The organism is Kocuria rhizosphaericola (genome assembly GCF_044462205.1).
Lineage (GTDB): Bacteria > Actinomycetota > Actinomycetes > Actinomycetales > Micrococcaceae > Kocuria > Kocuria rhizosphaericola.
Window position 1 is genome coordinate 1 of sequence record NZ_JBISWK010000127.1, and the last position, 1778, is coordinate 1778.

Here is a 1778-nt window from a genome sequence, read left to right on the forward strand (position 1 = left end):
CCGTCCGCTGTCCGGGGCGGTCAGTGGCCCTTGAAGGCCTCCGCCAGCCACCACGCCCCGCCGTCGGAGACGATGCGCGCGTCGACCACGAGCGGGCGGTCGCGCGGCCCGTCGACCCACGCGGAGACCGCGGCAAGGTCCTCGCGGGTCCGGACGACCACGCCCGCGGCGCCGTGGCCGCGCGCGATCGAGGCGATGTCCGTCACCGGGAAGCGGACGATCTCCAGGTCCTCGTCGTCGGCGTCGAAGTGGTGCACCTCGGCGCCGTACGCGGAGTCGTTGTAGACGACGACCACCAGGGGGACGGCCTCGCGGACGGCGGTGTCCAGCTCCGAGATCGCCATCATGAACCCGCCGTCCCCGGTGCCGAGCACCGGAAGGCGGTCGGGCCGGGCCGTCGCCGCGCCGATGGCCGTGGCCAGGCCGAGGCCGATCGACTGGAACGCCTGGGTGAAGCAGAACCCGAACTCGTCGGGGACCCGCAGGTACGCGCTCGGGTAACCCATGAAGTTCCCGGAGTCGACCGCCACGATCCGCTCCGCCGGCAGGATCGTGTCCAGCTCCCTGCTCAGCACGCGCGGGTCGATGCCGTCCGCGGTGGAGAGGTCCTCGGTGTCCTCCGAGCTCCACCGGGCGTGGGCGGCGATCTGCGCGGCCGTCCCGGGGGTGCGCCGCCCGACGCTGTGGTGCCCGGAGGCGGTGAGCACCTCGCGCACGGCCGCGGCCGTCTCGGCGCAGTCCCCCAGGACGCCGAGGTCGACCGGCCGGTTGGCGCCCAGGGAGGCGTCCTCGACATCGACCTGGACCACGGCGGTCCCGTTGCCGATGAGGGATCCGTGCCGCATGGTCCACATGTTCAAGGTGCAGCCCCACCCGACGACGACGTCGGCGTCCTGGATGGCCGCAGCGGTGAACGGCGAGGAGAAGCCGCCGGAGATGCCGAGGTCGAAGGGGTCGCCGGCGAACAGGCCGTGGGCCACGGCGGACGTCGCGAGCAGGGCCCCGCAGCTCTCGGCGAGGGCGGCGATCTCGGGGCCCGCGCCCCGCCCGCCGCGTCCCGCCACGAAGACCGGGCGCTCGGCGGCGCGCAACAGGTCCGCGAGGCGCGCGACGGCGGCGGCGCCGGGCCGGACCGCCTGGGGCGGGTCCAGCGCCGGGACGGTGCCCGCCGCGGCCGGGTCGACCGGGACGGCCTGGACGTCGGTGGGGACCGAGAGCACCACGGTGCGCCGCTCGTTGACGGCGGTCCGCCAGGCGCGCACCGTGTCGGCCACAGCGCTCTGCGGGGAGTGCACCCGCTCGGCGACCGCTCCGACGCTGCGGGCCAGGCCGTCCTGGTCGATCCTGAAGTTGGACCGCACGGCCGCGGCGGCCGTGTCCGCGGTCAGCACGATCATCGGCGTGCGGCTCTTGGCGGCCTCGCCGATCCCGGTCGCGGCGTTGGTCAGCCCGCAGCCCTGATGGGTCGTGACGATGCCGACCCTGCCGGACATCCGCCCGTAGGCGTCGGCCATGGTCGCCGCCCCGCCCTCGTGGCGGGCGGCGGTGAACGGCACTCCGCGACGGCGCAGGGCGTTGGTCAGCGTGAAGTTGCCGCTGCCGACCACGCCGAAGACGTGGCCCGCACCCAGGTGCGCCAGGGTGTGGCCGACCAGCTCGGCGACGGTGCCGGCCGGCTGGGACGCCGGCTGCTTCGTCCCGTCGGGGCCGTGGTGCTCGAGCGTGCTCGGGGTGGTGGTCATGGTGTCGCTCCTCCGGATGGAAGGCCGGCGGCCGGG

General features: G+C 75.4%; 1 protein-coding gene. It reads right to left on the reverse strand.

Translation table 11 applies throughout. From position 1 onward, the window contains the following. Nucleotides 1–20: 20 nt before the first annotated feature. The gene (locus ACH9D2_RS13140) at nucleotides 21–1742 is read right to left on the reverse strand and encodes a thiamine pyrophosphate-binding protein (protein WP_396363253.1); all 1722 of its coding nucleotides are present in this window, start codon (nucleotides 1740–1742) and stop codon (nucleotides 21–23) included. Between the last annotated feature and the right edge of the window lie 36 nt (nucleotides 1743–1778).

What these genes read in the sequence shown, in the direction of transcription:
- ACH9D2_RS13140 (WP_396363253.1), bottom strand. Translation starts at nt 1,742, where the DNA reads ATGACCACCACCCCGAGCACGCTCGAGCACCACGGCCCCGACGGGACG.